Annotated in this window: 21 protein-coding genes and 2 pseudogenes; 13 read left to right on the forward strand and 10 right to left on the reverse strand. The window is 71.5% G+C overall.

Annotation, left to right across the window (positions count from 1 at the left end; all coding sequences use genetic code 11):
* Positions 1-2: 2 nt before the first annotated feature.
* Positions 3-393 (forward strand): annotated as a pseudogene (locus AIIKEEIJ_RS33170) (IS3 family transposase); the annotation flags it as partial.
* An 80-nt stretch (positions 394-473) separates the two neighbouring features.
* Here AIIKEEIJ_RS33170 and AIIKEEIJ_RS20590 read toward each other — a convergent pair.
* On the reverse strand, positions 474-1,349 hold the full coding sequence (locus tag AIIKEEIJ_RS20590; protein WP_006941478.1) for a hypothetical protein: 876 nt from the start codon (positions 1,347-1,349) through the stop codon (positions 474-476).
* Positions 1,350-1,674: 325 nt separating this feature from the next.
* Between AIIKEEIJ_RS20590 and AIIKEEIJ_RS20595 the strand changes: the two genes are divergently transcribed.
* Complete coding sequence (locus AIIKEEIJ_RS20595) at positions 1,675-1,956, forward strand: hypothetical protein (RefSeq protein ID WP_006941479.1); 282 nt, start codon at positions 1,675-1,677, stop codon at positions 1,954-1,956.
* 188 nt (positions 1,957-2,144) lie between these two features.
* Positions 2,145-2,546 (forward strand): annotated as a pseudogene (locus AIIKEEIJ_RS20600) (dihydrofolate reductase family protein); the annotation flags it as partial.
* Between the two features lie 167 nt (positions 2,547-2,713).
* Here AIIKEEIJ_RS20600 and AIIKEEIJ_RS20605 read toward each other — a convergent pair.
* Positions 2,714-3,112 carry a DUF5313 family protein gene (locus tag AIIKEEIJ_RS20605; RefSeq protein WP_029546168.1) on the reverse strand — a complete coding sequence of 133 codons (399 nt, stop codon included), beginning with the start codon at positions 3,110-3,112 and terminating at the stop codon, positions 2,714-2,716.
* A 146-nt stretch (positions 3,113-3,258) separates the two neighbouring features.
* Between AIIKEEIJ_RS20605 and AIIKEEIJ_RS20610 the strand changes: the two genes are divergently transcribed.
* The 3 genes from AIIKEEIJ_RS20610 to AIIKEEIJ_RS20620 all read left to right on the forward strand — a co-directional run bounded on the left by AIIKEEIJ_RS20610 (position 3,259) and on the right by AIIKEEIJ_RS20620 (position 6,265).
* Entirely contained in the window at positions 3,259-4,485 is a 1,227-nt protein-coding gene (locus AIIKEEIJ_RS20610) for an acyl-CoA dehydrogenase family protein (protein WP_072636293.1), read from the forward strand.
* Between the two features lie 91 nt (positions 4,486-4,576).
* The gene (locus AIIKEEIJ_RS20615; RefSeq protein ID WP_161996465.1) at positions 4,577-5,554 is read left to right on the forward strand and encodes an alpha/beta hydrolase fold domain-containing protein; all 978 of its coding nucleotides are present in this window, start codon (positions 4,577-4,579) and stop codon (positions 5,552-5,554) included.
* A 105-nt stretch (positions 5,555-5,659) separates the two neighbouring features.
* Positions 5,660-6,265, forward strand: a complete 606-nt coding sequence (locus AIIKEEIJ_RS20620; protein WP_006941488.1) for a TetR/AcrR family transcriptional regulator — start codon at positions 5,660-5,662, stop codon at positions 6,263-6,265.
* Between the two features lie 6 nt (positions 6,266-6,271).
* On the opposite strand, the gene AIIKEEIJ_RS20625 is transcribed toward AIIKEEIJ_RS20620, so the two are convergent.
* Positions 6,272-7,342: a class I SAM-dependent methyltransferase gene (locus AIIKEEIJ_RS20625; RefSeq protein WP_006941489.1), complete on the reverse strand. Its 1,071-nt coding sequence runs from the start codon at positions 7,340-7,342 to the stop codon at positions 6,272-6,274.
* Positions 7,343-7,533: 191 nt separating this feature from the next.
* On the opposite strand from AIIKEEIJ_RS20625, the gene AIIKEEIJ_RS20630 reads away from it, so the two are divergent.
* Positions 7,534-7,932 carry a VOC family protein gene (locus AIIKEEIJ_RS20630; RefSeq protein ID WP_006941490.1) on the forward strand — a complete coding sequence of 133 codons (399 nt, stop codon included), beginning with the start codon at positions 7,534-7,536 and terminating at the stop codon, positions 7,930-7,932.
* On the opposite strand, the gene AIIKEEIJ_RS20635 is transcribed toward AIIKEEIJ_RS20630, so the two are convergent.
* Together AIIKEEIJ_RS20635 and AIIKEEIJ_RS20640 are read right to left on the reverse strand one after the other, a co-directional pair.
* Positions 7,929-8,750 carry an alpha/beta fold hydrolase gene (locus tag AIIKEEIJ_RS20635; RefSeq protein WP_161996466.1) on the reverse strand — a complete coding sequence of 274 codons (822 nt, stop codon included), beginning with the start codon at positions 8,748-8,750 and terminating at the stop codon, positions 7,929-7,931. The genes AIIKEEIJ_RS20630 and AIIKEEIJ_RS20635 overlap by 4 nt on opposite strands.
* Entirely contained in the window at positions 8,747-10,294 is a 1,548-nt protein-coding gene (locus AIIKEEIJ_RS20640) for an ATP-binding cassette domain-containing protein (RefSeq protein WP_161996467.1), read from the reverse strand. Before AIIKEEIJ_RS20640 ends, AIIKEEIJ_RS20635 begins: the two co-directional genes overlap by 4 nt.
* Before the next feature lie 230 nt (positions 10,295-10,524).
* On the opposite strand from AIIKEEIJ_RS20640, the gene AIIKEEIJ_RS20645 reads away from it, so the two are divergent.
* The 3 genes from AIIKEEIJ_RS20645 (at position 10,525) to AIIKEEIJ_RS20655 (ending at position 14,852) form a co-directional block, all read left to right on the forward strand.
* Positions 10,525-12,300 carry a penicillin-binding transpeptidase domain-containing protein gene (locus AIIKEEIJ_RS20645; RefSeq protein WP_161996468.1) on the forward strand — a complete coding sequence of 592 codons (1,776 nt, stop codon included), beginning with the start codon at positions 10,525-10,527 and terminating at the stop codon, positions 12,298-12,300.
* 83 nt (positions 12,301-12,383) lie between these two features.
* Entirely contained in the window at positions 12,384-14,060 is a 1,677-nt protein-coding gene (locus tag AIIKEEIJ_RS20650) for an NTF2-like N-terminal transpeptidase domain-containing protein (RefSeq protein ID WP_051359215.1), read from the forward strand.
* 54 nt (positions 14,061-14,114) lie between these two features.
* Positions 14,115-14,852 carry a sulfite exporter TauE/SafE family protein gene (locus AIIKEEIJ_RS20655; protein ID WP_006941495.1) on the forward strand — a complete coding sequence of 246 codons (738 nt, stop codon included), beginning with the start codon at positions 14,115-14,117 and terminating at the stop codon, positions 14,850-14,852.
* Positions 14,853-14,859: 7 nt separating this feature from the next.
* Here the strand turns inward: AIIKEEIJ_RS20655 and AIIKEEIJ_RS20660 are convergent, their stop codons facing one another.
* From AIIKEEIJ_RS20660 to AIIKEEIJ_RS20680, 5 genes are all read right to left on the reverse strand, one after another.
* Positions 14,860-16,326, reverse strand: coding sequence for a peptide MFS transporter (locus AIIKEEIJ_RS20660; protein ID WP_006941500.1), 1,467 nt, complete (start codon positions 16,324-16,326; stop codon positions 14,860-14,862).
* A gap of 78 nt (positions 16,327-16,404) precedes the next feature.
* Positions 16,405-16,782 carry a DUF3054 domain-containing protein gene (locus AIIKEEIJ_RS20665; RefSeq protein ID WP_006941502.1) on the reverse strand — a complete coding sequence of 126 codons (378 nt, stop codon included), beginning with the start codon at positions 16,780-16,782 and terminating at the stop codon, positions 16,405-16,407.
* Positions 16,783-16,861: 79 nt separating this feature from the next.
* Positions 16,862-17,416, reverse strand: coding sequence for a YceI family protein (locus AIIKEEIJ_RS20670; RefSeq protein WP_006941512.1), 555 nt, complete (start codon positions 17,414-17,416; stop codon positions 16,862-16,864).
* 112 nt (positions 17,417-17,528) lie between these two features.
* Positions 17,529-18,662: a lysylphosphatidylglycerol synthase transmembrane domain-containing protein gene (locus tag AIIKEEIJ_RS20675; RefSeq protein ID WP_338020995.1), complete on the reverse strand. Its 1,134-nt coding sequence runs from the start codon at positions 18,660-18,662 to the stop codon at positions 17,529-17,531.
* Between the two features lie 69 nt (positions 18,663-18,731).
* Positions 18,732-20,204, reverse strand: a complete 1,473-nt coding sequence (locus AIIKEEIJ_RS20680; protein ID WP_161996472.1) for an adenylate/guanylate cyclase domain-containing protein — start codon at positions 20,202-20,204, stop codon at positions 18,732-18,734.
* 168 nt (positions 20,205-20,372) lie between these two features.
* On the opposite strand from AIIKEEIJ_RS20680, the gene macS reads away from it, so the two are divergent.
* From macS to AIIKEEIJ_RS20695, 3 genes are all read left to right on the forward strand, one after another.
* The gene (gene macS, locus AIIKEEIJ_RS20685; protein WP_161996469.1) at positions 20,373-21,590 is read left to right on the forward strand and encodes a MacS family sensor histidine kinase; all 1,218 of its coding nucleotides are present in this window, start codon (positions 20,373-20,375) and stop codon (positions 21,588-21,590) included.
* Between the two features lie 40 nt (positions 21,591-21,630).
* Complete coding sequence (locus tag AIIKEEIJ_RS20690) at positions 21,631-22,260, forward strand: response regulator (protein WP_050036440.1); 630 nt, start codon at positions 21,631-21,633, stop codon at positions 22,258-22,260.
* 120 nt (positions 22,261-22,380) lie between these two features.
* The coding region (locus tag AIIKEEIJ_RS20695) for a BTAD domain-containing putative transcriptional regulator (RefSeq protein WP_202917343.1) at positions 22,381-23,485 on the forward strand (1,105 nt) is incomplete at its 3' end.

A 23,485-nucleotide genomic window follows, 5' to 3' on the forward strand; every position in this document is an offset into this window, starting at 1 on the left:
AAGCGCTGTTCATCCGGAAGCGAACCGATTTGCGTTCCACCTCAACAGGTTTGGTGTATCGCCCGGATGCGGTCGGTCAGTACACCTCGCGGACGTTCACCGAGGCACGGACCGAATCGGGCATCGCCGGCTCGATCGGTAGCGTCGGGGACGTCCTCGACAACGGCATGAGGGAACCGACCGTAGGGCTCTACAAGATCGAATTGATCCACCGGGACCGATTGGGGTCCGTGCGGACGCAAGCGGAGAAGTGGAGACGGAAACCGCGGAGCGGGTGCGCTGGTCAACGCGGACCGGCTGCATTCGTCGATCGGATACCGCTCGCCGATCGACTACGAGACACGCTCTCGCGAACCCCGTCCCACCGCCGCCTCAGGCCTCGAGGTGGCCTGAACGAGGTCTCCACTCGATCCAGGACGGTTCATCGTGCCGTCGGCAGCTACTTCTCATGGGCCCGAGTGCGACGGGCTACCTCAGGCGCCGGCGCTCGGCCCGCGGAGGTATCTGCCGAGGTAACTCTCGTCGAGGGCGAGTGCTTTGGTGATCGTCGCGGCACCCACGATCACCATCGACAGCGCGAACAGCCAGCTGATCGAGGTGAATACCACCCCCAGGGGACCGAACTTCGTCTCTGCTGTGGCTGTAAGCTTCGGCAGCACGATCCGACCTGCGGCACGGACCACCGTGAGGCCTGACGCGGTGAGCATCCCGGTGGCCCACAGCACGCGACCGGACAACGCGCCCCTGGTGAGCAGATACGGGCACACGGTCCACACGACCGCCCACACCGCCAGTTCGCCGAGGATCGCCAGCGACCTGCCGACGAAGTGCGGACCGGACACCTGGCGTATCACGCCGATCAGCGCAGCCGACGCAGCGACCAAGAGGAGGACCACCAGCCACCGCCAGGCATCGCGGGCGCTGATCGGCGGCACGTTCCAGATCTTTGCGTAGATCCGTGCCAGGGTCCGGGTGAATGATGTGCCGCTGATGGCGACCAGCAGCAATCCGAGGACACCGAATGCCGCGAAGGTCGGGTCGGTGGCGTCGTATTCGCTGGTCCAGGCCGACAGGTCGGTCGAGTCGATACCGAGTTGTTCCTCGATTGCGTGGGTGGCCAGATCCCAGTCACTGAAGATCGAGGCGGCTATGATCAGCGGCAGTACCGAGGTGAAGATCTTGGCTGCGAGGCTCATCGATCGGTCGGCGAGCTCGATGTCGATGAGTCCGTCGATGACACGCCGGACCGTCCGTCCCGGTGGTGTTCCCTGCAACCAGCCGTTCGCGGATTCGGTACGCGCGGCGAGGGCTTCTCGGCCCAAGGCGACTGACAGTTTGGTTGGACGCACAGAGTCGACTCAACTCCACGATAAGGCGTTTGTCACCGCATCACCCGGCTCGGACTCCGGGATCCGAAACCGGGGTGGTGTGAGGGCGGCGTGCCACCTCCCGCAGTCGAATCGACGCCCACCCAGGGTCGATCTCGGGCGCCTGCATCCCCGGACCGGCGACCCGGTCCCGCCGGCCGGCGACCCCGTCTCGTCGCGGCGGCAGTCTGCGACACCGGGCACGTCACCGACGGTGATCTCCTTGTTCCAGGCGTGACGCCGTGGGCCTGCGGGGCGGATAATGGCGGCGGGTGATCGGTGCTGGGCCGAGTCGAGGGCGGTCGGCATGCAGTGGCAGCAGCGTTGGGCGGTCGAGGGTGTACAGACCGGGGTTCTCATCGTGCGGTCTCTGGTCGCGGAGGCGCTCGAGGAGGTCCCCGCGGGAGTCGCACTGCGCGATGTTGCGCTGACCGACGATCTTCGGTGCCGCTACGAGCGTGCCCGCCGGTTGTTGGCCCGTGCGGTGGCCGAGGCGCGGGCGCTCGGTGTGGTGGTGGCCCCGGTAGCCGAACTCGACCCGGACCGGCTTTTTCGGGCGCTGCGACCGGATGAGTCGGGAACGAATTAGAGCACCCGCCGGTCGGCCGGAGCCGACGGCGGCGCCCGCGCCGAGCCGGGCGGCGAGCAGCGCACCCGTGGGGACCACCGGCGCCGGAAGGACGCCGAGGGCTGGTCTTCCCTAGCGCATCCCGATCACCGTGGAGCGGTGGTCCGTCGGTGGCATCCGGGCGGCCGGACTTCTGGAGTCCGACGGTGATGAGTTCGGCCGTGGTTTCAGTCTGTATCCACGCCCGATCACCCGCTCTCGAGGAGAGCATCAGGACCGCTACCTCCACCTTCGGCGTCTTTTCCAGCCCGGACGGCTACGGCTCCCACCGCGGCTGCTGGAGTAAGCAGGGCCCCGCGCTGCTCGACCACCGCCTCGCCCTGTACGACGCGGAGCGGCGGATGGTCCTCGGAGCCACTACCTATCGGCAATTCGTGCGACTGCCGGCCTCGAGGACCGAGGAGTCCGGCGCGAACGACTCATGGGTCACCCGGATGAGGAGCATGCCGCACGGTGTGTCGACCACACTGGAAGGGGCCCTCGACGGGCCGAACGCGACCGTCGTGAGCGGTGACGCCGTCGACGTCGTCGCGCGGCTCGAGGAGGAGACGATCGGTGCCGTCTTCTGCCGTTGGTGAGGCGATCGGCACGCCGCTGCCGTATCAGCTGTGAGAAACCGGATCTCGGGCTGAAAGGCCACACCGACGGCTGGTCGTCCTGTGGTGAAGCTTCCTCGGACCCACCTCTGCAACGTCAACTCGGCAGAGGTGACTGCGCCTTACCCCCGCGTCCGCAGGTCGGCGCGCATCGTGGAGTGGAGCCGCTCGTAGGCGGCCTTCTCGGCGTCGCGCTCCCGGACGCGCCGGGGATTCTCGAGGTCTCCCGGCAGACCGTTGCGCTCGAGCCGGCGCCGGCGGTTCTGCGCCATGTAGGCGGCGGAGAAGAACAGCGCGAGGGCGACGCCGAGCCCCATCGTCGACAGGCGCAGCCACACCGGGCCGGGCAGGAGCAGGAACGCGGCGTACAGCGGGAGGAACGGGACCTGGCTGCGGATCATGTGGCGGGCGACGGCGTGGTCGCCGATCAGGTCGTTGCGCACCCACTCGCGCATCGAGGCGGGCAGGGGGCGGCCGACGGCGTAGGCGAGCCACTGGAACGGGCCGGGACGGGTGCGCATCTCTCGGGCCTTTCGTGCGGGGGCGACACCAGGAGTCTACGCAAATAGATCGTGCATTAACTAATCGCAGGCTAAATATGCCCGATGTCACCGCCGGTTCCGTGGATCCGTATACGTACACGAGAACGTGTTCTATATTTCGAGGCATGTACGAGTGGTCCGACACCGATCTCATGTTCCGTGACGCGCTGCGCGGATTCATCGACAAGGAGATCCGCCCCCACGTGGATCGGCTCGAGAGCGGTGAGCTGCCGCCCTACGACATCATCCGCAGACTGTTCTCCGCCTTCGGCATCGACGAGCTGGCCCGCGACGGCCTCAACAAGGCCCTCGCCCGGGAGGAGGCCGGCGAGGCGTCGTCCGCCAAGCCGGGCGGCGGCATGGGCTCCGGCGGCATGGCGGCCCTGCTCAACAGCGAGATCGCCGGGGTCAGCCTCGGGCTCGTCGCTTCGATGGGCGTCAGCCTCGGCCTCACCGCGGGCACCATTCGCAGCCGCGGCACGCTCGCCCAGAAGAAGCGGTGGCTGCCCGAGCTGGTGACCTTCGAGAAGGTCGGCGCCTGGGCCATCACCGAACCCGACTCCGGGTCGGACGCCTTCGGTGGAATGAAGTCCACCGTCCGGCGCGACGGCGACGACTACATCCTCAACGGGCAGAAGACCTTCATCACCAACGGTCCCTACGCCGACGTCCTCATCGTGTACGCCAAGCTCGACGAGGGCGACCCGAGCATCGACCGCCGGGACCGCAAGGTGCTCGCATTCGTGCTCGAGAAGGGCATGGAGGGACTGACCCAGAGCCCGCCGTTCAAGAAGATGGGGATGAACTCCTCGCCCACCGGCGAGCTGTTCTTCGACAACGTCCGCATCACCCGCGACCGGCTGCTCGGCGAGACCGAGGAGGGTGGCCGCAGCGACGGCAAGGAGAGCGCGCGCGAATCCTTCGCCGCCGAGCGGATCGGCATCGCCTACCTGGCCCTCGGCATCATCGAGGAATGTCTGCGCCTGTGCAAGGACTACGCCCGCACCCGCAAGCTGTGGGGAGCGGAGATCTCCCGGTTCCAGCTGATCCAGCTCAAGCTCGCCGAGATGGAGATCGCCCGCATCAACGTCCGCAACATGGTGTTCAGCGCCATCGAACGCACGGAGGCCGGCAAGCCCGTCGGCCTGGCCGAGGCCTCGGCCATGAAGCTGTACTCCTCGCGCGCGGCCACCGACGTGGCGATGGAGGCGGTGCAGCTCTTCGGCGGCAACGGCTACATGGCCGAGTACCGCGTCGAGCAGCTCGCGCGGGACGCGAAATCGCTGATGATCTACGCGGGCAGCAACGAGATCCAGGTGACGCACATCGCCAAGGGCCTGCTCGCCGAGTGACCGGGACCCCGGGCCGGGCCGCGCGGTCCGGGGTCCCGGTACCCGGGACCGGTATCTGCACCTGCGCTGCAGATTCCACTATCGTGTCGCCATGACCGAGATCATGCCAGTCTCGACCGATGTCGATCCCGAACTGGCCGACGCGGTGACGACCCTCCCCGACCTCGATCTCGCCGACGTGGACGGAGGCCGTCGCACCCTCGACTCGATCGTTGCGGCCGCCGGCCCCGCCGACACCACCGGTGTCACCGTCGAGGAGTGGCTCGTCCCCGGCGCGCCCGGCGGCCCCGAGGTGCCCGTGCGGATCCACACGCCCGACATGTGTCCCGACGGCAACCCCGCGGGCCGGCCCGTCGTTCTCGAAATCCACGGCGGAGGATTCGTCCTCGGCAGCGCCGCCCACAGCGAAGCCTTCGCCGCCGCCGTCGCCCGCGCGACCGGTGCCGTCGTCATCTCCGTCGACTACCGGCTCGCCCCCGAGCACCCCTATCCCGCTGCCGCCGACGACTGTTACGCGGTCCTCGAGTGGATCGCTTCCGGCGCAGCATGTCTCGACATCGATCCGGACCGCGTCGTCGTCCTCGGCGATTCCGCGGGCGGCGCCCTCGCCGCGACCGTCGCGCTGCGGGCCCGGGACGAGGGCGGCCCGCGCATTGCGCTGCAGGCCCTGCTCGAACCCGCCCTCGACGACCGGCTCGAGACCGCCTCCATGCGCGGCGGCGCCGCCACCGCCGTGTGGGACAACCGCAAGGCCGCCCAGAGCTGGCGGCACTACCTCGGCGGGCAGGAGCCCACCGAGCAGTCCGTGCCCGCGCGCCGGGCCGACCTGACCGGACTGCCGCCCACCTACCTCACCGTCAACGAACTCGACCCGCTCCGCGACGAGGGGCTCGTCTACGCCCAGCGTCTCCTGCAGGCCGGGGTACGCGTCGAACTGCACTGCTGGCCGGGCGTATTCCACGGATTCACCCTCGTCCGAGGGGCCGGCGCCACGCGTCGCGCCGCTCGCTCGCTGTACGACGCGATCGTCCGGGCCACCGCCCGCACCCCCGTCCTCGACCACGACTGACCCGCCCCCGCGCGGCGCCACCCCCTCGGTGACACAGGCCCTGGCACAATCGAGTGCGCCGCACCGGTTGGGAGGAACCGGTCGGCGACACGGGAGGAGGGACACGTGACCGTCACCGACGGACGCGTCGCGCGGGCCGAACGGACCCGCCACGCAGTGATAGAGGCGCACATCGCACTGATTGAGGCCGGTGAGCTGAAACCGACCGGTGCGCAGATCGCCGCACGGGCCGGGGTCTCGCTCCGGGCGTTGTGGGCGAACTTCAACGATCTGGAAACGCTGTTCGAGGAGACGGGGACGGAGCTGCTGCGGCGGCAGGACACCGCGTTCGCCCCGGTCCCCGTCGACCTGCCGCTCGACGAGCGGATCGACGCGTTCTGCCGGCAGCGCGCCGAACTGCTCGAGCGGATGGCGCCGTTCGCGCGCGCGTCGGCGATCCGGGCCCCGCAGTCCAAGAGGATCCAGCGAAACAGGTTGCGGCACATCGCACGTGTGGTCAACGAGGTCGACGAGCTGTTCGCGGCGGAACTCGCCGCGCTCGACGCGTCGCGCCGGGCCACGCTGGTGCGCTCCGTGGCGGTGGCGAGCACCTGGGCGTCGTGGGTGGCGCTGCGCGATGTGCTGGACCTGCCGGTGGCCGAGGCCGCCGAACTGATGAAGCACACCGTCACGGCACTGCTGTCGGAGGCGCGCCAGCCGACATCGTGCTGAGGCCGGTCAGGGCGTCAGACGGTAGAACCGCCAGAACCCGAAGTCCTCGATCGGCAGCACCGACACGTCCGAGAAGCCCGCGTCGAGCGCGTACCGGCGCAGGGTGTCCGCACGCATCACCGTGCCGGTTCCCGCGCTCGGCGGGTGGCTCATGCCGTCCGGCAGGCAGCACGAGATGCTGAACCCGTACATCAGCCGCTCGACCTCGTCGCCGGGTGCGGTGAACCGGTCGGCGACGGCCTCGTCCATGACAACCATGACCCCGTCGGCCGCGAGCGAGCCGCGCACCGCGGACAGCACCTCGACGGGACGTGGCATGTCGTGGACGCACTCGAAGGCGAACGCCGCCGTGAAGCGTTCGTCGGGCAGGCTCGCCGCGTCGGTCTCGACGACGGTGATCCGGTCGGCGACGTCGGGGCAGGCCGCGACGTTCGTCCGGGCCAGGGCGACGGTCGCCGGATCGATGTCGATGGCGAACAACCGGGCCTGCGGGTACGCACGGGCCAGCGCGATCGTGGACCACGCACCGCCACAGCCGATGTCGGCGATCTCGGCATCCGGTCGGCGCAGCAGCGCGTCGAGGTCCGGCACGGACGCCAGGGCGCCCGGCAGCGCCTTCTCGTACCACGGCCGGTTCATGTCCGCCTGCCCCTCGCGGGCATCGGTGCCGAGCTGCGCCCAGCTCACGCCGCCCCCGGTGCGGTAGGCGTCGAGCAGGGCCGGAAGCTGCGCGGACACCCCGGCGAACATGCGGGCCAGGGGTCCGAGGTAGTTGAGACTGTGCTCGTCGGTGAGGACCTCGGCCACCGCGGGCGGCAGCGTGAAGCGCGGCGGATCGCCGTCGTCGACCTCGAGCAGGCCGGTCACCGCCTGCTGCTCGAGCCATTCGCGGGCGTAGCGCGGGTCGGTCCCGGTCCGCGCCGCGAGCTCGTCGGAGGTGGCGGGACCGTCGGCGGCGAGGCTGCGGTACCAGCCGAGCCGGTCGCCGAGATAGATCGCGATCAGATCGACGGCGCCGAGCGCCGAGTCGAGGACGCGCTGGGCGACGGTGTCGACGGGGGAAACGGTGTGCGTCACGGTGGGGCCTCCGGATGAGAGGGACAGGGGTGATTCCGAGAGTCCTCCGGTTCCGGGCGGCGGACAACGCCCCCATGGGGGCCGAATGTGACACCTCGTCGATCCGGTGTCACATTCGGCCCCGCAGCGGGGCGCGGGAACCGGACGGGGGCCCTGGACGTTCGGAGTCGTGCAACCGGAAGGAGTTCACCTTGCAGATCACCGCCAGTGCCCTGTCCCTCAACGTTCCCGACGTGGCCGCGTCGGCCGACTTCGTGACCCGTCACCTCGGGTTCACCGAGACGATGGCCGAGGACGGGTTCGTCTCGCTCACCCGTGAGGACGCGGGCTTCAGCCTCGTCTTCCTGCGCACCGGGCTCGGCACCTTCAAGCCCGCGAGCATCGCCGGCGACGCCGGGCAGGGGACGCTCGTCGCGTTCGTCGTAGACGCCATCGACGACGAGTACGAACGACTGCGGGCGGAGGGGGTTCCGATCGTCACGCCGATCGAGACCGAGCCGTGGGGCGAGCGGTACTTCCAGATGCGCGACCCGAACGGCATCGTCTACCAGCTCGTGCAGTGGATGGACGAGGCGCCCTCGGTGAGTTAGCCGGACGATCGGCCGGCGTGCGCCGCGAGGAACGGTCCGACCACCGACAGCACCTCCGGCGCCGCCGCGATCGTCGTGGCGTGGTCATATCCCCGGATCACCGCGAGCAGGGCACCGGGGATCGTCCGCGACAGCTCGCGGGTGTCGTCGATCCGTTCGCGGTCCTCCGAACCGACGAACGCCAGCGTCGGCACGTCCAGGGCGGCGAGGTCGGCGTCGTCGATCCCGGGTTCGCGATCCGACCGTCGCATGTACGCGGCCAGGGCGGCGGCGTCGTTCGCCCGGAACGCGGCCTGCGTCGCGGCATCGACGGGCGAACCGAGGTGTTCCGCCCACGCCTCGAGGAACCCGTCGATCCCGTAGTGCCCGAGCACGTCGGCGCATCCCGGGAAGAACAGGCGATCGAACGCCCCGGCCTGCGCGCGGGCACTGCCGCCGCCCACGGTGAGCGTCTGCAGCCGGCCGGCGTCGCGCACCGCCAGGGACAAGCCGACCCGCGCTCCGAACGAGTACCCGAGGTAGTGCACGCGCTCGGTGCCGGCGGCGTCGAGGACCGCCAGCACGTCCCCGACGATCAGGTCCATCGCGTATGCGTCGGGGACGTGCCGCTTGTCGCTGCGGCCGTGACCGCGCAGGTCGGGCAGGATCAGTCGGTACCGCTCGCGCAGGGGGCGCACGTATCCGAATCCCCGCCAGATGGCCGACGACAGGGCGCTGCCGTGCGCGAGCAGCAGCGACGGGCTGCCGGCGCCGGCGTCCGATTCGATCACCGTGAAGGCGATGCGGGTTCCGTCGACGGGGTTGATCGCGTGGCTCACCGCTCCAGTCTGACCGACCGGGTCACCCCGATGTCGGCCAGGAACCGCTCGTCGTGGCTGACCACCACGAAGGCACCCCGGTACGCGCGCAGTGCCTGCACCAGATGCGTCAGGCTGGGCAGGTCCAGGTTGTTGGTCGGTTCGTCGAGGAGCAGCAGCCGCGGAGCCGGGTCCGCCGCGAGCAGAGTCGCCAGCGCCGCCCGCAGTCGCTCGCCGCCCGAGAGGGCAGCCGCCGGCATGTCCGCGTCGGCGCCGCGGAACAGGAACCGGGCGAGCAGTGCCCGGACCTGCTGCGGCGACGCATGCAGGGCCCGCAGCGCGACGTTGTCCGCCACCGACAGCGACTCGTCGAAGACGTCCAGCCGCTGCGGCAGCACCGCAAACGGCACCCGGGGACCGGCCGCGACGATGTCGCGCAGCAGCGTCGTCTTGCCCGAGCCGTTGGGTCCGCGCAGCGCGATCCGCTCCGGGCCGACGATCTCGAGCGGCCCCTCGGCGACGCGCGCACCGGGATGCACCTCCGTCTCGGGCAGGTCCACCCGGATCTCCCGGTCGTCGCGCACGGTGCCCTGGGCGCGCTCGAGGTTCTCGCGCGCGCCGGCGAGCTTGCCCTCGTGTTCGCGGCGGAGCCGGCCCGCCGACTCCTGGGCCTGCCGCTTGCGGGCCCCCATCACGATCTTCGGTTCCCGCTTGTTCTCGAACATCTTGCGGCCGTATCGCTCTCGTCGGGCGAGCTTGATGTGCGAGTCGCTCAGCTCGCGTGCCTGCCGGCGCACGTCCGCCCGGGCGTCGCGCACCGCGGCCAGTGCCGCCTCCTGCTCGGCCGCGACGATGCGTTCGTACTCGCTGTAGTTGCCGCCGAACAGCCGCAGCCGCCCGTCGCGCATCTCCGCGACGGTGTCGACCCGCTCGAGCAGGTCGCGGTCGTGGGTCGCGACGACGAGCGTGCCGGCGAACTCGCGCAGCACGTCGTACAGCCGCGCGCGGGCCGCCGAGTCCAGGTTGTTCGTCGGCTCGTCGAGCAGCAGGACGTCCGGCTCGTCGAGCAGGCGTGCCGTGAGCGCCAGCAGGACGGTCTCGCCGCCGGAGAGGGTGCCGACGGTGCGCTCGAAGTCGCTGGGGGAGGCGACGATTCGTTCGAGACCGAGACGGTGCAGGGTGGCCAGGGCGCGCTCCTCGATGTCCCATCGCTCGCCGACGGCGTCGAAGTCCTCGACGGCGGTCGAGCCGGCCTCGATGCGCCGCAGCGCCGCGCGCACGGTGTCGATGCCGAGGACGGCGTCGACGGCGCGGTGTGGATCGAGGATGACGTCCTGCGGCAGCCGCGAGACCCGGCCGCGCACCGTGACGGAGCCCCGGGTCGGTTGAATCTCACCCGACATGATCTGCAGCAGAGTTGATTTGCCGGACCCGTTGCGTCCGACGAGTCCGGTGCGCCCGGCGGGGAGGGTGGTGTCGAGACCGTCGAACACGGCGGTGCCGTCCGGCCAGGCGAAGGTCAGGTCCGACAGGGAAAGGCCCGAGGACGGGGAAGGGTGTGACATGGCTGCTCCCGGAGTAGGTGACGGTACCGCGCGCAGGTGCGGCGCGGCGGGCGAAACCTCTACAGGAGCAACGGCCTTCTCCGATCGACGGGAATGTGACAGGAACCGACGGTAGAACAGCGTCCGTGGGGCCGGCAATCGATTTTCCCGAATTGGGGGCCGCGTCACTACAGGCAGCGTGTACGCAACGTGCGGGCGGTGGTGAACGACGGCACCGTCCGGCTTCGGGCATGATCGTTGCTGTGCCACTCCTCCGACGCCGACCGGTTCCGCTCCTGTTGACCGTCGCCGCCGCGCTGGCGGCCGCCGGGTGTTCCTTCGGGCCCGACCAGCCCGAGACGGTCGTGGGGGAGTTCGCCGCGGCGCTCGAGGCCGGTGACGTGCGGGCCGCGGCGGAGCTCACCACCGATCCCGCGGCGGCGGCCGCCACGATCGACGGCGTGTTCGAGGGGCTCGGCGGGGTCCGGCCCGACCTCGAGCTCGCCGGCACGGGCGACGGCGGCACCTTCGAACTCGACGTCGCGTGGCACTTCGCCGAGGGCCGGGACTGGTCGTACCGCACGTCCGGCAGTGCCCTGGACGTCGACGCGGAGGGCTGGCGCATCGAGTGGGACCCGGCGGTGCTGGCGCCGGGCCTGACCGCCGGCACCACGCTGAGCTACACGACGACCGTCGGCCCGCCGCCGTCCGTGCTCGACCGTGGTGGGCGGCCGATCCTCGAACAGCAGGTCGTGACGCTGGTGAACGTCGATGCCACCGCCGACCCGGCGGCCGTCGCGCCGCTGCTCGCGACCGCCGCGCCCACCGTCACCGCCGAGTCGCTCGCCGCCGACGTCGCCGCGGCGGCGGGCAAGCCCGTGACCGCGGTGGCCCTCCGCGACGCGGACATCGCGCCGATCGAGGCGCAGCTCGCCGCGCTGCCGGGCGTGACCCTCGTCCGGCAGACCCGGCTGCTGACGGTCGACCGCGCGCTCGCGTCCCCGGTCCTCTCCGGGCTCGGGGAGCTCTGGCAGCAGGGCCAGGACGCGTCCGCCGGCTGGGCCGTGCAGGCGGTGTCCGGGGACGGCAGCGCCCGCCGCGTCGCCGGTGCCGACGGTCCGCCGGCGCCGGACCTGCGGTCCACGCTCGACCTGGGTCTGCAGACCCGTGCGGAGGCGGTGCTGGCGCCACTGCCGCAGCCGGCGGTGATCGTCGCGATCGAACCGTCCACCGGGGCGGTACGCGCGGTGGCCCAGAACGCCGCCGCCGACGCCGAGGGACCGATCGCGCTGACGGGGCTGTATCCGCCCGGTTCGACCTTCAAGACCGTCACCACCTCGGCCGCCCTGCAGGCCGGGGCCGTGACCCCCGACACGGTGGTGCCGTGCCCCGGGACGGCGAACATCGAGGGTCGGGTCATCCCCAACGACGACAGCTTCGACCTCGGACCGGTCCCGTTGCACACGGCCTTCGCCTTCTCGTGCAACACCACGATGGGCCGGCTCGCGGTGGGATTGCCGGCGACCGCGCTCACCGACGCGGCCCTGCAGTTCGGGCTCGGGGTCGACTACGTCACGCCCGGACTGGTCACGGTCACCGGCAGCGTGCCCGAGGCGCAGACCCCGGCGGAGCGCGTCGAGTCCGCGATCGGCCAGGGCCGGGTGACGGCGTCACCGTTCGGTATGGCACTCGTGGCGGCGTCCATCGCGCACGGCTCGACGCCGCTGCCGGTGCTCGTCGAGGGCCGGCCCACGGTGGCCGATCGCACCCCTGGTGCCGCGCCGGCGGAGGTCACTGCCGCGTTGCGGACGATGATGCGGGAGACTGTGACGGGTGGAACCGCGAGCACGCTGCGGGACCTACCCGAACTCGTCGGTAAGACGGGGACGGCAGAGTACGGTGATGGCACCGGTGCCCACGGTTGGTTCGTCGGCTCGCAGGGAGACCTCGCGTTCGCGGTTTTCGTTGCGGGAGCGGGCAGTTCGGCGCCGGCAGTGGACGTGGCGGGACGCCTGCTGAGGGGGTGATGCGCGGCTTGTGGCGCAATCGTGATCGCATCGTAGGCAGGGCGTGCTTGTTACTGAAGTGACAGAAGTGAAGGTTGGTCGTTATGGGTTTTCGGGACTGGCGCAGGGGGCGCGGCCGCGTGACAGCCCTGGTCTCCGTCGTGGTTCTCGCGGCCGGCATGGCGTCGTGCGTGTTCGGTGAACCCCGGAGCGATGCGCAGCGACTCGTCGACGACTTCGTCGCGGAACTGAACGAGGGCGACGCCGCCGGCGCCGCCGCGCTCACGTCGTACCCGAACGCCGCCGAGGCGTCGATCCGGCAGATGTTCGAGGGCATGAAGGACGGCAGCGTCGACTACGACGTCGCCCAGTTCGTCGAACTCAACGAGCAGACGGGGTTCTTCACCCTCGGCGCCGACTGGAACTTCGGACCCGGCAAGGACTGGGGATACCAGGTGGACGGCGTGGCGAAGAACCTCGCCGTCGGCTGGCGGATCTCCTGGGACCCGCAGGTGCTGGTGCCCGACCTGAACCGGACCCGCACCGTGCACCACGTGCGCACCGACGCCGCGCCGCCGAAGATCTTCGACCGCACCGGTCAGTTGCTCATGGCCGAGCAGACCATCAACGCCGTCGTCGTCGATCCCGCCCTCATGCCCGACCCGGTCGACACCACGACGCGGCTGGCGAAGGTGCTCGAACCCGTCGCGCCGGTCATCACCGCCGACCTGCTGCAGCGCAACCTCGCGGCGGACCCCGGTGCGCGCATCACCGCGGTGAAGCTGCGCGACCAGGACTACCAGTTCCTCGAGGACGAGATCGTCCCGATCCCCGGCGTGGTGGTCGTCAAGACCCCGACGCTGATCAGCGCGGACCGGCGGATCTCCACGCCGCTGCTGGACCCGCTGCGCGCGGCCTGGCAGCTCGAGCGTGACGCCACCGCCGGGTGGGCCGTCACCCTCGAGGAGCCCGGCGCCGACCCGGTGCAGGTCGCCGGCTTCCAGGGCCCGCCGCCGCCGGACCTGCAGGCGACCCTCGACGCGCACGTCCAGCTCGCCGCCAAGGAAGCGGTGGTCAGCGTGGGCACCCCGGCGGCGATCGTGGCGATCCAGCCGTCCACCGGCGGCGTCCTGGCCCTGGACGTGAACAACTGGGCGATGGAACTCGGACCCGTCGCCTCCCGCGGGCTGTATCCGGCCGGGCAGACGCTGGATCCGGTGCGGCTGGCCGCGGGCCTGGACCGGGGCGTCGACCCGGCCTCGGTGAGCACCGACGATCTGGCCGACACCGCCCGCCGGCTCGGGCTCGGCCTGGACTACGACGTCCCCGGCTTCGACTTCGAGACCGCGCAGATCGGGGAGAACCGGTCCGGTGTGGTGCAGTTCTCCGGCTCGGACGGCGGCGGGGAGGCGCTCCTCAGTCCGTTCGGTGCCGCGCTGCTCGCCGCGTCCGTCGCGCGGGGGGAGGCGCCGTTGCCCGCGATCGTGCAGGGCAAGCCCGCGACGGTGGGGGAGGCCGCCGAACCGCTGCCGCCGCACGTGACCGACGCGCTGCGCGCCGCGATGGCCGAGAACGTGCGCAGCGGCCCGGCATCGTTCCTGAAGGGGCACCCCGGTCTGTCCGGCATCGCGGCCGCGAGCGGTGACGACCGCTGGTTCTACGGGTACACCGGCGACCTGGCGTTCGCGGTGTTCGTCGCCAACGCCGACGGCGGCGACCGCGCGGTGAAGATGGCCGACATGTTCCTGCGGGAGCTGGGCAAGCCGCCCGCCGACCGCTGACCGCTGCCGCCCTCGGCGGACCGGCCGAAGCGGACCCCGGTACGTTTGTCGGTCGTGACCCCTGTCGACCTGCTGCTGCTCGCGGTCGCGGGGTTCTTCGCCGGGCTCATCGGGTTCGTCACCGGCCTCGCGTCCATCGTCTCGTACCCCGCGCTGCTCGCCGCGGGGCTGCCGCCCGTCGCCGCCAACGTCACCAACACCGTCGCGATGGTGGGGGTCGGCGTCGGGGCGCTCGCCAACTCGACCCGCGAGGTCGTCGACACCGGCCCGCGGCTGTGGCGGTGGACCCTGTACTCAGCGCTCGGCGGCCTCGTCGGTGCCGTCGTCCTGATGTGGGCGCCCGCGGGGTCCTTCGAGACGGTCGTGCCCTACATGGTCGCGTTCGCCTCCCTCGCGCTGCTGGCGCAACCCCGGATCCGCGCCCTGTCCGGGAGCCGGGACCTGCCCCGGACGTACTCGGCGCTGCTGTTCGTCGTGGCGGTGTACGGCGGCTACTTCGGGGCGGGTGCGGGTGTCGTCTTCCTCGCACTCACCCTGATCTGCACCTCCGAGCACATCTGGCGCGCCACCATCCTCAAGAGCTACCTGCTGGGGGTCGCCAACCTCGTCGCTGCGATCGGCTTCGCCGTGTTCGGCCCCGTGCACTGGGGTGCGGCCGCCGCGATGGCGCTCGGCGCCGTCGCGGGCGGCTGGTGCGGGCCGCCCGTCGTCCGGCGCATCCCACCCGAGGTGCTGCGGGTGACGGTCGCGCTCGCCGGCCTCGGGCTCGCGGTGTGGCTGGCGGTGCGGTGAGAACCGGTCAGTGCACTCCGCGCATCATCCGCCGGATCCACGGTGACAGCAGCGCCAGCACGACGCCGATCGCGATCGAGCCGAGGCCGACCCAGGCGAAGTACGGCTTCTCGTTCGCCTCGTCGTAGTACTTGGCGAGGGTGCCGGCCATGGCCGTGCCGAGCGCCACCGACAGGAAGAACAGCGCCACCATCTGGGTGTGGAAGTTGCGCGGGGCCAGTTTCGTCGCCAGCGACAGGCCGACGGGGGAGAGCAGCAGCTCCGCGAACGTGAACAGCAGGAGGATGCCCGCGAGGCCGAGCAGGGGGGCGCTGTTGGGGCCGCCGCCGGACATCGGGATGAAGCACAGGAATGCGATGCCCATGATCACGGTGCCCATCGCGAACTTCACCGGCGACGACGGCTGCCGCGGGCCGAGCCGGGTCCACACGGCGGCGAACACGCCCGCGAACACGATGATGAACACCGGGTTGATCGACTGCACCCACGCCGGCGGGAAGTCCCAGCCGAACAGGTTGCGGTCGAGCCTCTTGTCGGCGTACACCGCGACGGTGGTGAACTGCTGCTGGAACAGCGACCAGAATGCCGCGCTGGCCAGGAACATGGGGACGAAGCTGATCACCCGGCTGCGTTCGACGGCGGTGATCTGCCGGCTGGACAGGATCACGACGAAGTAGACGACGGACGCGGCGACGGTCGCTGCGACCACGACGTCCGACAGGTTGTCGACGGTGACCAGCCCGGTGCCGAACAGCGCCGCGATCAGCGCGACGGCCAGGACGGCGACGCCGGCGGCCCTGGTGCGCCGGTCGGCGGGCAGCGGGTGCGGCGGCGTGGCGCCGATCCCGCGCAGGTGCTTGCGGCCGAGGGTGTACTGGATCAGGCCGAGTGCCATGCCGATGGCGGCCAGGCCGAAGCCGTAGTGGAAGCCCAGCTCGGTCTGCGCCCAGCCGGTGAGGAGCGGGCCGATCAGTGCGCCCAGGTTGATCCCCATGTAGAAGATCGAGAACCCGGCGTCGCGCCGGGTGTCCTGCTCGTCGTAGAGATCCCCGACCAGGGAGGTGGCGTTGGCCTTGAGGCCACCGCTGCCGACGGCGACGAACACCAGGCCCACCGCCACGCCGCCGAGGCCGGGGAGCAGCGCCAGGGAGATGTGGCCGAGCATGATGAGGATCGCGCTGTAGAACAGCGTGCGCTCGGAGCCGAGCAGCCGGTCGGCGATCCACGCGCCGAGGATGGTCGACAGGTAGACCGTGCCGCCGTACGCCCCGACGATCGACGTGGCGGCGAGCTCGCTGATCCCCAGTCCGCCGTCGGCCGCCGAGTAGTACAGGTAATAGATCAGGATGCCCTGCATGCCGTAGAAGGAGAACCTCTCCCACATCTCGACACCGAACAGGTTGGCCAGCGCGAAGGGCTGGCCGAAGAAGGTGCGTTCCTTCGTCCGATCGGGGGGCGCGGCGGTCTCGCTCATGGCTGACACTCTGGCACCGCGGCCACCTCCGGCGCGCGGCTTTCGGCGGTGCGGAGGGTCACCTCCGCGCGGCCGGGGTCAGGCGGCGTCGACGCGGCGCCGCAGCCACAGCCCGGCGAGCAGGCGCCAGCCGAGCAGGAACACGCCCAGCACGATGGACGCGACGACGATGAACGAACCGGCTGTGCCCTGGCCCGTGATCACGCGCAGCAGCATCCCGACGACCACGGTGGACACCCATGCGATCACGCCGGTCGGCACGACCAGCCACGGATCGAACTTCTCCTTGTAGAGGGCCGCCGTCGCGAGCCATCCGACGGTGAGGCCGCCGAGGAACGGCCACGCGGTGTTCGCCAGTCCCGCCAGCGTCAGCCCCTCGTCGTGACTTGCGCGCCCGAGGGCGGCGAACACGATGACCAGGACGACGTCGAGCAGGGCCGGTGCGTACTTCTTCACGTCGTCCAGCGTAGGTCGCCGACGAAAGCGAGCGCCCTCCGGGACGGAGAGCGCTCGCGTGTCGTGCGGGTGCGGCGGATCAGGCCTGCAGACCGGCCTCGATCTCGAGGTTGATGGTGATCTTGTCGCCGACGACGGCGCCGCCGCCCTCGAGCGGCATGTCGATCGAGATGCCGAAGTCCTTGCGGTTGAGGACGGTGGTGGCCTCGAAGCCCGCGACCGGGCCCTGGCCCATGCCCGGGTTCACGCCGTTGAACTCCAGCTTCAGCTCGACCGGCTTGGTGACGCCGTGCAGGGTGAACTCACCGTCGACGACGTAGTCGCTGCCGGCGGCGCGCACGCCGGTGGACTTGAACGTCGCGGTGGGGAACTGCTCGGCGTCGAAGAAGTCGGCGGAGCGGATGTGGGCGTCGCGGTCGGCGTTCTTGGTGTCGATGGACGTGACCTGGATCTCGGCGGCGACGGCGGGGGTGCCGTCCTCGGCGACGGTGATCGCGCCGGAGAAGTCGTTGAACGTGCCGCGCACCTTGCTCACGACGAGGTGGCGGACGGTGAAGCCCACGGTGGAGTGGACCGAGTCGATGGCCCAGGTGCCGGCGGTGAGTCCGGGGAAGGTGGTGGTAGCGGTCGTCATGGGATTCCTCCGAGTCGAGTTTTGGTTGAAGTTTCAACCTTCGATGTACTCAACGATCGCATCGAATGATTGATTCCGCAACTACTTCGGATGTGAGGTGGAACACACTTCGTCACTCCGGCAGGGCGGTGCCCTCGCTCGCGGCCCGTCCGCGCCGTCGCTCGAGCACCGAACGGGCGTGTTCCTCGCGTTCGAGATCGGCGTCGATGTGCTCGTCGTGCTGGCTCGACCGGAACTTGGCGGCCACCACCGTCCAGCCGACCAGCGCGACCAGGATGAAGCTGACGCCCCGGTACACGAACACGGCTGCCAGGGCCTGCGAGGCGCTCATCCCCGCCGCGGTGAGGGTCGCGATCAGCGTGCCGTCGACGAACCCCAGCCCGCCCGGCGCCAGGGGGATGCTCCCCACCGCCTTGGCCGCCGCGAACGCGATCAGCAGGCCCGGCAGCGACGGCTCCCCGCCCACCGCCCAGCACGCGAACCCCAGGCACGCGACGTCGAAGACCCGGTGCACGGCCGACCAGCAGATCGTCGCGAGCCCGTCGCGGCGACCCAGGTGCACCGCCTCGATCTGCCCGAGGACCTGCTCGAACTTCTCCATCCCGGTGTCCGCCGGCTTGCGCAGCAGGCGGTTGACGCGGGCGAGGACCCATTCCCCGGCCGACTCGACGGACGACGGATGCCGGGAGACGTACCGGACGGCGACGACCAGCGCGATCACGCCGGCGACCGACAGGACTAGCGTCACCGGGCTCACCCGTGTGCCCACCGCGAACGCCCCGCCCACGCCGACCGCCGCGAGCGTCGCCGCCGCGATCACCCCCGAGACCGCCAGCTGCCACGACGCCACCACCGGCGTCGCACCCCAGCGCCGGGTCTGCTGGTAGGTGAACGCGGTGGAGAACACCGGACCGGCCGGCAGCGTCACCGCCATCGCCGTGCTCGCATAGATCACCGACGCCGAGCGCAGGTGCCCGACGACGACCTCACCGGCCCGCAGCAGCCGCCGCTGCACCTCCGCGAAGCCGCTCAGCGACAGGGCCTGCGCGACGATGCACGCGGCGAGCCAGCCCCAGTGCAGCTCGGTCAGGGCGCGCCAGGAGTCGCTGAGCGTCGGCCACAGGTAGATGCCCTCGACCACCAGCAGGGCCACGAGGGCGACGGCGAGCAGCCACTTCACCCACCCGAAGCGGCCCCGGCGCCGCGCGGCGTCGGGTGCGGGCGGGTCACGTCGGGGCTGCGCCACAGGATTCAGCGTAGCCAAGCCGGCCGGAGGGCGGATCGTCCTTTTCGTCGCCGGGGTCCCGGCCGTCCGTCACTCGTCGTGGCCCGAGTCCGGATACCGCACCGGCCAGGCGAGATGCGTCACCCGCCGCCGGCCGCGCAGCTGCACCTCGTCGCCGAGTTCCCAGTGGGCGCGTTCCTCGTCGTCGGCGAAGTACAGCGCGCTCGACGACGCGAGCACCCGGCTCGGACGCAGCTTCGCCAGCTCGGTCAGCCGCGACGCCTCGTTCACCGGATCGCCGATGACGGTGTACTCGAACCGCTCGGCCGCGCCGATGTTGCCGGCCACCGCCAGCCCCGCCGAGACCCCGATGCCGATGTCGAGATCGGTGATCTCGTCCAGCGCGAACCGCAGTTCCCGGGCCGCCGCGAGCGCGGCGGTGGGCGCGTCGGGACGGTCCAGCGGAGCACCGAAGATGGCCAGCGCCGCGTCGCCCATGAACTTGTTGACGAAACCGTGGTGCCGGTCCACGACGTCCACCACGACCCGGAAGAACTCGTTGAGCAGCTCGACGACCTCGCCGGGCGGGCGTTCGGCCGCCGTCGCCGTCGAGCCCACCATGTCCACGAACAGCACCGCGACGTAGCGGGTCTCCCCGCCGAGCTCGGTGCCGTACTGGAGGGCGCGGCGCGCTACGTCCTCGCCGACGTGCTGACCGAACAACTGCCGCAGCCGCCGCCGCTCGTCGGACTCGGCCATCATCCGGTTGAAGCCGACCTGCAGGCGGCCGATCTCGCTGCCGTCGAACACCTCGACCTGCACGTCCGTCGCGCCGCGCTGGACCCGTTCGATGGCCCAGCGCAGCTGCTTGACCGGATCGGAGAGCTGGGCGGCGGTGAGCGACGACAGCACCCCGGCCAGGCCGATCGCCATGATCGACAGCGCGAGGACCGCCCACGCCATCGCGTCCGGCGGGAACTCGACGTCGGTGGTCAGCTGGGTGACGCACAGCAGCGCGATGCCGCCGGCCGGCATCAGCGTGCCGAGACCCCACGTCATGGCGAGGCGGGTGCGGACGCCGGGCGCCAGGGTCCGGTCGAACTCCCCCTCGCTCAAGGCCCGCGCCGCGACCGGCCGCAGGATCCGCTCGCCCAGCATGTAGGTGAAGCCGAAGGTGCTCGTCGCGGCCATTGCGACGGTGATCGCCACCGCCACGGCGAGCTCCGGCATCTCCTCCGCGGTGAGGAACACGAACAGCACGCCGCCGAGGATCCACAGGATCAGGTGCACGATCGCCTGACGCAACGGCGCGTGCAGCGCCGACATCTGCTCGGATCGGGTGGGCGGGCCGCCGCGCAGCTGCCACCGCACCACCGACCGCAGCATCAGGGCCGCGGCCGTCAGGCTCACGATCCCCGCGAACACCAGATACACCGCGAACACCGCGAAGTTGCGGACCCGGTCCGCGATGATGTTCTCGTTCTCGGACAGCGGGATGCCGTAGCGGACGAACGCGAACACCAGCAGCGCGCCGAACAGGTTCGAGGCGCCCATCGAGGCCATATAGAGCGGCCAACGACTGCGCAACGTCGCCGCGACGGCTCGATAGGACCCCAACACGACATCAAATCAAACCACTGTGCCCACCGTCACAACGCGCCATGGTCGTGATCCGGGCGTTTCGGGCGGCTACTCTCAGCGCGATCACCGACCGGGAAAGGGAGCATCCACATGGTCCGGCGCCGAGCCGACGGCAGGCTGTCGCGCCGCGCCGCCGTGCCCGCCGAACCGCCCCCGCCCGCCCGGCGCCAGGTCGGCGCCGACCCCGATGCGCCGCTGTGGCGGGCCGCGCAGGTGTTCCGGCTCGTCACCGTCGTCTACGCCGTCAGCTCCCAGTTCTCCACCGTCGCCCACTACACGTCGCCGCGGCTCAGCTGGTTCTTCGTCGCCCTGCTGGCGGTGTGGTCCGGCGTGTCGGCGGTGCTGCTGGCGCAGGGGGTCGGGCAGCGCGCCGTGGTGGTCGGGATCGACCAGGTCGTCGCGGTCGCGCTCATGGGCGCGACGCGGCTCGTCGCCGGCCACGACTGGTACAGCGCCCACCAGACGCTGCCCACCACCCTGTGGGTCGCCAACGCCGTGCTGTCGGCCGCGATCCTGGGCGGTCCCGCCGCGGGAGTCGCGTCGGCGCTGGCGATGGCGACGGTCAGCGCCGTCGTCCGCGACCAGGTCAACCTCGACCTGTGGCGCGACGCGACCGCCCCCGTGCTCGTCGCGGTCGGCGTCGCGATGGGATTCGCCACCACCACCGCCCGGCGCGCCCACCGGCAGCTCGAACAGGCCGTGCGTGTGGCGGCCGCCACCGAGGAACGCGACCGGCTCGCCCGGGAGGTGCACGACGGGGTGCTGCAGGTGCTGGCCCTGGTGCGGCGCCGCGGCACCGCGCTCGGGGGCGAGGCCGCCGAACTCGCCCGCCTCGCCGGGGAACAGGAGGCGGCGCTGCGGATGCTCGTCTCCGAGCAGGGCACCCAGCTCGACCGGGGCGAGGAGCTCGTGGACCTGCGGGCGCTGCTGCGGGCGCAGGCCGGTGCCGGCGTCACCGTCTCCGCGCCCGCCGACCCGGTCCTGCTCGACCGCGTCCGCGCCGCGGAACTGGCGGCGATCGCCGCGACGGCCCTGACCAACACGACGCTGCACGCGGGCGCAGGGGCGAAGGCGTACGTGCTGGTCGAGGACCTCGGCGACGAGGTGATCCTCAGCATCCGCGACGACGGGGTGGGCATTGCGGACGGCCGTCTCGCCGAGGCCCGCGCCGAGGGCCGGATGGGCGTGTCGAAGTCGATCGTCGGCCGCGCGCAGTGGCTCGGTGGCGCCGCCGTGCTCGACAGCTCGCCCGGCCAGGGCACCGAATGGGAGATCCGGGTGCCGAGGAGAGGAGCACGAGGTGCGTGAGGGCAGCAACGCGGCGAACGGTGACGGGCCGATCACGGTGATGATCGTCGACGACCATCCGATGTGGCGCGACGGCGTCTCGCGGGACCTCGACGCGGCCGGCTTCCGCGTCGTCGCCACCGCCGACGGGGTCGGTGCGGCCGCGCGCCGGGCCGCGGCGGTGCAGCCGACCGTCGTGCTGATGGACATGTCGCTGCCCGACGGCACCGGCACCGAGGCCACCGTCGCCGTGCTCCGGGTCTCCCCGGCCAGCCGCGTGCTGGTGCTGTCCGCTTCCTCCGAACGCGACGACGTCCTCGGTGCGGTGAAGGCCGGCGCGTCCGGATACCTGGTCAAGAGCGCGTCGGCCGCGGAGCTGGTCGAGGCCGTGCGGGCGACCGCCGCCGGGCAGGCGGTGTTCACGCCCGGACTCGCCGGGCTGGTCCTCGGGGAGTACCGCCGCATGTCGTCGGCCGCCGACCGGCGCGCGCCCGCCCCGCCCACCCTCACCGAGCGCGAGACCGAGGTGCTGCGACTCGTCGCCAAGGGACTGTCGGCCAAGCAGATCGCCGCGCGCCTCACGCTCAGTCACCGCACGGTGGAGAACCACGTGCAGGCGACCCTGCGCAAGCTGCAGCTCGCCAACCGCGTGGAGCTCACCCGCTACGCGATCGAGCAGGGGCTGGACTAGCGCACCGGACCCGCACCGGTCCTCTAGAATTCGACCGCTCCCGCAGTTCCGGTGCGGCGGTGGCGTGCTCGATCGAAAGGCGGAGCGATCGAAAGGCGGGGCGATCGAAAGGCGGGCGGGATGAGTTCCCCTGGCGTGGCGCTCGGCGTGCTGGGAGGCTTCGCCGCCACCGTCGACGGACGACCGATCGACCTCGGCGGCATCCGGCAGCGTGCCCTGCTCGCCGCCCTCGTCGTCGCGTTCCCGGGCGACGTCTCGGGGGAGCGGCTGCTCGAACAGGTCTGGCACGACGTCGACGACCCGAAGACGAGCTCGCTGCACTTCGCCGTCTCCAAGCTGCGCGACCGGCTCAGCCCGCAGCGACCGCGCGGGGACGAGGGGGTGATCGTCCGGGAGGGCTCGCGGTACCGGCTCGCCGTCGCCGCGGAGCAGATCGACGCCGTGCGGTTCGCCGACCTCGTCGCGCGCGGCGACCGGCTGCGCGAGCAGGGTGCCGCTCAGGCCGCGGCCGAGGCCTACGCGACCGCGTTGTCGTGCTGGCGGGGGTCGCCCTACGCCGACGTCGCCGACGCCGAGTTCGTGCGCCCCGAGGTCGCGCGGCTGACGGCGATCGAGTTGCGCACCCGCAAGGCCCTGCTGCAGATCCGGCTGGACCAGGGCGGCTCCGACGACGTCGTCGAGGCCGCCGAGCGGCTCGTCGCCGCGCATCCGCTCGACGAACGGGCCTGGGAACTGCTGGTCGTCGCCCTGTACCGGGCGGGCCGGCAGGCCGACGCCCTGGCGGCGCTGCGCCGCGTGCGCACCGTGCTCGACGGCGAACTCGGCATCGAGCCGGGCACCGGGCTGCGCGAACTCGAGACGGCGGTGCTGCGGCAGGACGACGTCCGGCTGCTCGGGACCGCCGGGGTCTCGCCGGGGCCCGCCGCCGCGCTGGGCACCCCGAGCGCGACCTCCAACGTGCCGTCGCCCCGCACCGCCCTCGTCGATCGGGCCCGTGAGCTCGCGGACGTCGGCGCGGCGCTGGCCGGGGAACGGTTGGTCACGCTCGTGGGGCCGGGCGGGGTCGGCAAGACGCGGCTGGCGGTGGAGGTGTGCCGCAACGGCGGTGAACGTCCCGCCGACGGGCCGTGGTTCGTGGACCTGGCGGCCGTGCGGGCCGATGCGCTGGTGGCCGCGACGGTGGCGTCGGCCCTGCAGATCCTGGGCCCCGGGACCGTCGACCACC

The sequence above is a fragment of the Rhodococcus sp. YH1 genome, from assembly GCF_009939605.1.
Lineage (GTDB): Bacteria > Actinomycetota > Actinomycetes > Mycobacteriales > Mycobacteriaceae > Rhodococcus > Rhodococcus aetherivorans.